A 5,972-nucleotide genomic window follows, 5' to 3' on the forward strand; every position below is an offset into this window, starting at 1 on the left:
TTATGTATTGCTAAGGTTAATACATGCTCCTGTTGTTAGGGAGGCAGCACCTCCTGCTTGATGACTTAATATGAGTCTTGTAGTAAGTTTTTTTGTTTTAGGGTCATTTGCAATATCTGGGTCAATCCAATATTTGTAAAGAGGTTCATCTAAGTTCCATTTACCTAAGCTGACTAATTTTAAAGTTACCATTGCAGTGATTGGTTTGGTAAGTGAAGCAATATTAAAAATGGTATTGTATGGTGCTGCTATTCCTTTTTTTAGTTCGCCAAATATTTTAATCTGCTGTAGTTTTCCAGCATTGATTATTCCAAGACCTAGAGTTGGGACGTTATTTTCTTTAAGCCATTTTTCAATTTTAACATCGTTGTCAAAAAATGCAGTTTTATTTGTTTCAGTACTATTGTTTTGATGGTCGTAACTAAGTGATCGTGATAGTTTCCAAGTTCCTTTTTGTAGCAGCCATAAATGTGTAAAACGACCAATACTTCCTGGAGTTTCTTTTTTGTCAGTAGTTATTCTATAAAATTGATGCATTCCTATTTGTATTGCACCATAGAGTACTTTGTTTTTATAAAGTGGATAAATTTCGGTAGTTCCAGGAATTAAATCTCTTCTTAATTGATAGGTTTTAGAAGGAGTACACAATCCGTTACGAAGGTTATATAAGAACTTTTTTTTGTTTGATATGCTGTCTTCGTCATGGAAAAATTCGAAATCTTCGGTTAGTAATGTTTCAAATTGATTGATGTCGCAAGTATTAAAGCCCACTTTAAAGAGCAAACTATCTCTGGAAATAATAGTTTTATATATATCTGATTTTTTATCAACTTGAGCTGATAATGAGAGCGATGCTAGAAAAAATAACAGTAATAAATAATGATTGATTGTTTTGATTGTCATGATTGATGATTTTTTATATGACGTAATATGAATTCTTTTGTTACAAAAATCATTTTATCAATGTCTTACTATTCAGATAATTATTTTATTTAAATATTAAGTTTAATTCTTAACCGCCGAAATCAATATAAAAATGGGTCTTCTGGCTTCGTCAATCATTTCAGGATATTTCTCCAGTATTTCCTCTGAAGGTTTTGGTTCTGATATTTGTTTAATTGTAAAACCTGCATTGATTAAGGTGTTTACAATAGTTTCAAAAGTTCGATGGTATTTAATTACCTCATGACCTAGAAAATGTGTATGTCTTATACCTTCATCTTGGTAATTATCTATTGGCCAGTGCAGGCGATTTCCATCTGAGTCAGTAAACCAATCTTGCTCTGGACGAGAGGTAAATGCGGGGTGTTCCATTGAAAAAACAAAGCTTCCTCCTTTTTTTAGATAGGTATTGATTCTATCAAAAATTTCTTTTATATTTTCTACATAATGAAAAGCAAGTGAGCTAATCACAATATCAAATTCTTCTGGCTTAAAGTTGATATCCTCGATTGCCATTTGTCTGTAATCTATTGCTAAGTCTTTTGAATTCTCTTTAGCTTTTTCAATCATTTTTTGAGACAAATCGACGCCAACGACTTTTGTGGCATCTTGTTGTTTGGCATAAATACAATGCCAGCCATATCCGCATCCTAGATCAAGAACATTTTTGGCTTTAAATTCAGGTAACATTTCGCGTAAAATATACCATTCGCCAGCGGCATTTAATCCTTCGGCAGAACGGGGCATTTTACCATAATTTTCAAAAAAGGATTCGTCGTCGTATTTATTCTGTTTCATGTGCGGTATTGTTTTTTGTAGAGAAGAGCTATAGATTATATTTTTCTATATCCAATTCTATAAATGTTTTTTAGTAATTTTTTCTGTTCTAAATCTTCAAATAAATTCAACATATCTTTAAAAGGACTTTCAAAGTGCTTGGCAAGATGTGCAAGATGCTCGGTTGTTTTAAGGAAATTATAGAAAAAATAAGGATCTAAATTTGCAATATGTTCTTTATGACCAAGAGAAACTTCTAACGTTTGTCCGGTTATTGTGTTTTCAAACATACAATGTTCTCCATGAACATCATAATACCAATTATCAGATAATATCTTTTCTCCGTTTAAGAAATCGGCATTTTCGATTTCGTCATAATTCCCTTTCTCGATTGCTTCAATTTCAGGTTGCTTTGTTTCATTGATTACTTTATTAATCAGTTGTTCAGCTATAGTCTTAAATTCATCCATGGCATTTAATAACTCAATTGTTATTTCATTTTGAAATGTTTTCATAGTTAATTTTGAGATAGGATTTATTGTTAAGGATATTGGTTGAAATTTTCAGAGATATTTATGTTTGTAATCTGGGAATTAAAAACCTATTGAGGAGTAGATTTCACTCCACACCAGAAAGATATATTTACAGGATTAAAATCTGGACAGTTTTTTGTCTTTTTCTTGGATATCGAAATAATATCTTCGGATTTTAAACCTCCGTTGTAATAATAATTATTATAGTCTTCTCCATATATCCAAGCATCGCTAGAACCATTTTGCATGACAGTAGCGTTAAAGATAAATAGATTAGATTCTTTTGGGATGTGGTAATTTTTATCAATTATATATCCCCACGAATTTATTAAGAATGGGGAAATAAATAGTATATAAAATAGTATGAATAATAGAAATGTGATTAAAGTTTTTTTGTATTTCATAAATAATATAAAATTTAATTTTTTCTCTGTTTATTCGTTATAGAAACAGATTGAAAGATTTAAGCATAGAATTTACTGAATTATATAGCCAAAATCAAGATTAGACAAAATTAAATATTTTCAGAATTGTTCTTTGTCTGTTTTATCAGAAAACAATCGAATTAAAATGATGTTATTCTAGGTTCTTCAATAATTGAAACCTTGTTCAGATTGCCCTTTTCCTTTTTCGATGAAATCTTTGCTTTTATAAAAAATTACTACTTGTGTATTATTCTCCAAACATTTTAAAGTAACAGGAAAGTCAGATTTATTAATAGCAGCTTTCAATAACTGAGTTCCTATGCCTTTTCCATGGTACGTTTTATCTACATACAAATGATGAATAAAATTATCTTCTATCCACATTTAAATAAATCCCATCACAATATTGTCATAAATTGCAGTTAGAATATATTCTCCTTTTGTTTCGATGTCAAAATCCTGTAAGCTAAATGTAGTCGTATCTACCCACGAAAATGTTGTTTGTCTTTCTTTAAGAAATATATTTCTTAAAGAGCCAAGGTCATTTTTTCTGATCTCTACGATTTTCATAGTATTTTATTATAGTGCCTTATTTTTACGTTTTCTTTTAATTTTTCGGACAATATATACAATACCAGTTATTAAGATGATAAATGGCCAAATGGCAATAGTCCAAAGTAAAAAATCAATAATAGAGGTCCATCCTTCACTAATAGAGTTTTTAATTCTTTCCGAAAATTTGTCTTGAGCTTGCGGCTTATATACATATTCTTTTTCTTTATATAAGGTTAAGGTCAAAGTACTAAATGATACTTGATCACTAAGGTATTTTAAACGTCCTTCTTTACTTTCTATTTCTTCTTCGATTACTCGAATGTTTTCCTCAATAGCAAGAATATCTTTTATTGTTGAAGCTTTCGAAAGTAACTCTTTATAGCGTTTTAAATATTCTCTTTTATTGGCTAAACGAGTTGTAATATCGACAAATTCCTCGGTTACATCTCTTGCTTGGATACTTTTATTTGTTAGCTCGTCTTTGCCACTTTCGATACTAGAAATTAGTTTTTCAAAATTATCAGCAGGAACTCTTATTTTTAAATTATAAGAGATTGACTGATCGTTATTTTGAAGATCTTCAGTTTCATAATAGGCGTTTAGTTTCTTCAATAATTCGTCTATGCTTTTTTTGCTTACTGCAATATCATTTGTCTTAACCGAAATGGTTCCGTCTTTTATGATTTTCTTTTTAATTAATACTGGCTTAACAGTTTTGAGTACTGCATCGTCTTTTTCTGTTGCTTTGTCTTTTTCAGGCATTGATAGTTCTGCTGCAGATTCTACAGCTGCTGGTTCTTCAGACAATGTAGCATCTGCTGCAACAGCGTATTTTGCGTCATTGCCGCTAGAGTTACAAGAAAATAAAACTATCAATAAAAGAAATAGTACACTAAAAGAAGTTGGTTTCATATATGATTGATTTTGGCGTTGATGATAAAAAATGCTCAACTAATATAGTTTTTTATATTTAAAAAAAATAACATATTGTAAGATTAGATGCATCTTATATAAGAATAAAAGATACTAAGGGAGTTTATGAACTGCCTTTAAATTTCTATTTCGGTTCTAAATACAACTACAGCATCACCTTTTATTTGAATTAATGCTGGTTTGTCATCTTCAATCTTAACTTTAACATTTATTATGCCAAGTCTGTTCGATTTTTTCACCTTGCCGACCATTAAATTCAAATGTATTGTCTTTAAAATCAACAATTCTATTTTGTATCAAATATCCTCCTAATGGTCCGTTTGCATTACCTGTAACTGGGTCTTCATTTATACCAATTCCTGGGGCAAACATTCGTCCATAGGTTAAAATGTCTTGGTCATCTGAATCAAAAGTAAAGACAAAATAGCCATTGCAGTTAATGGTTGTACTTAAGTTGGTTAATGCATTGTAGTCTGGTGATAAATTGTTTAGTTTTTTTCGGCTTTTAATTCCTATCATAACTTTAGAATGCCCTGTAGATGCTATCTGAATAGGGCAATTTTTATCAGTGTCTGATTCTTCTAAACCTAATGCAGTTAGTATTTTGTTGGTTATCTCTTTATCGAATGTTGGACTTAGTTCAAAAGTTCCTTGTGTCATTACAACTTGATAATCTCCATTATTTTTGATAATTTCAAAAGGAAGAATACCAATCTTGGTTTTAAATTTTAATACACAAGAATCTAAATTGTCTTCAATTGCTTTTGCATACATTGCTGCAATTGTAGCATGTCCGCAAATTGGAACTTCGGTACTCGGTGTAAAGTATCTTATTATTCCATCGCAATCATCATCATCTGGAGGGAACAGAAAGGCAGTTTCGGAGTTGTTTAATTCTCTTGCTATTTGTTGCATTTGGTAATCATTCAGTCCTTCGGCATTTACAACTACTCCTGCCGGATTTCCTTTAAATTTTTCTTTTGTGAAAGAATCAATTTGGTATGCTATTCTTTTTTTCATTGTTACTTTTTTTGACCCACAAATCGTATTACCGAACCTTTTCCGTTATGAAAAAGACTTTCGTTTAATTCTATTTCTTTCTCTGTTAATTCGATGATATCATAATCAGGGAAGTCAGCTTTTATTTCATCAATAGAAAATAGCATGTCCAGTTCTTTTGGCCCACCAATTTTTTCATTTTTTGAATTGTATTCGATATGTTTCTTACTGAATGCTTCAAAAATTAGTAATCCTCCTTTGTGTAAATAGCTGCTAAGTGTTTTATGGTACAATGATTTAATATTGCCAGGAAAGTGCGCATAAATTAAGGCAATTGCGTCAAATTGTTCAGGAGTATAATTTAATGTTTGTAATTCGCCAACCTGATAGTCAATGCTCACATTATTTGCTTTGGCAAGTCGTAAAGCTTTATTTTTTCCTTCGATACTTATATCAAATGCCGAAACGGTCCAGCCAAGTTTGGCTGCAAAAACAGCATTTCGACCTTCGCCTTCAGCAGGGAAAAGGATTGCTCCTGTATTTAGTTTTTCTAATTGTTCTTTTAAATAGTTGTTTGGATGTTCACCATAAGCAAATTCATCTGTACTATATCTGTCATTCCATCTTTCGGTCCAAGAATTATTCATAATTTCTGTAGGGTTTATTGCTTTTATAACTACATGTAACATTCTTATTATAGGAGTTATTAGGCCATTTTTAGCTTAACGAAAATAAGGTGTCTCGCCTCCTATAGAATACTAGCATGTATTAACCTTAGCATATGTAACTGAACCAAGTAGAGGGCATA

At 30.9% G+C, this 5,972-nt stretch carries 9 protein-coding genes; all 9 read right to left on the reverse strand.

Going from position 1 to position 5,972, the window contains the following annotated elements; translation table 11 throughout:
- Window positions 1–903, reverse strand: coding sequence for a serine hydrolase domain-containing protein (locus AC1RYN_RS13810; RefSeq protein WP_481807423.1), 903 nt, complete (start codon window positions 901–903; stop codon window positions 1–3).
- A gap of 102 nt (window positions 904–1,005) precedes the next feature.
- On the reverse strand, window positions 1,006–1,740 hold the full coding sequence (locus AC1RYN_RS13815) for a class I SAM-dependent methyltransferase (RefSeq protein WP_481807424.1): 735 nt from the start codon (window positions 1,738–1,740) through the stop codon (window positions 1,006–1,008).
- Between the two features lie 35 nt (window positions 1,741–1,775).
- The gene (locus AC1RYN_RS13820) at window positions 1,776–2,234 is read right to left on the reverse strand and encodes a DUF6896 domain-containing protein (protein WP_481807425.1); all 459 of its coding nucleotides are present in this window, start codon (window positions 2,232–2,234) and stop codon (window positions 1,776–1,778) included.
- A gap of 86 nt (window positions 2,235–2,320) precedes the next feature.
- Window positions 2,321–2,500, reverse strand: coding sequence for a hypothetical protein (locus tag AC1RYN_RS13825; protein WP_481807426.1), 180 nt, complete (start codon window positions 2,498–2,500; stop codon window positions 2,321–2,323).
- Window positions 2,501–2,842: 342 nt separating this feature from the next.
- Window positions 2,843–3,061 (reverse strand): GNAT family N-acetyltransferase, encoded by a 219-nt coding sequence (locus AC1RYN_RS13830; protein WP_481807427.1) that lies wholly within the window; start codon window positions 3,059–3,061, stop codon window positions 2,843–2,845.
- Entirely contained in the window at window positions 3,062–3,247 is a 186-nt protein-coding gene (locus AC1RYN_RS13835; protein ID WP_481807428.1) for a hypothetical protein, read from the reverse strand.
- 9 nt (window positions 3,248–3,256) lie between these two features.
- Entirely contained in the window at window positions 3,257–4,144 is an 888-nt protein-coding gene (locus tag AC1RYN_RS13840; RefSeq protein ID WP_481807429.1) for a DUF4349 domain-containing protein, read from the reverse strand.
- Window positions 4,145–4,366: 222 nt separating this feature from the next.
- Window positions 4,367–5,185, reverse strand: coding sequence for a PhzF family isomerase (locus AC1RYN_RS13845; RefSeq protein WP_481807430.1), 819 nt, complete (start codon window positions 5,183–5,185; stop codon window positions 4,367–4,369).
- Window positions 5,186–5,187: 2 nt separating this feature from the next.
- Window positions 5,188–5,811 carry a class I SAM-dependent methyltransferase gene (locus AC1RYN_RS13850; RefSeq protein WP_481807431.1) on the reverse strand — a complete coding sequence of 208 codons (624 nt, stop codon included), beginning with the start codon at window positions 5,809–5,811 and terminating at the stop codon, window positions 5,188–5,190.
- Window positions 5,812–5,972: the final 161 nt, after the last annotated feature.

Source organism: Flavobacterium sp. TC780 (genome assembly GCF_056783245.1).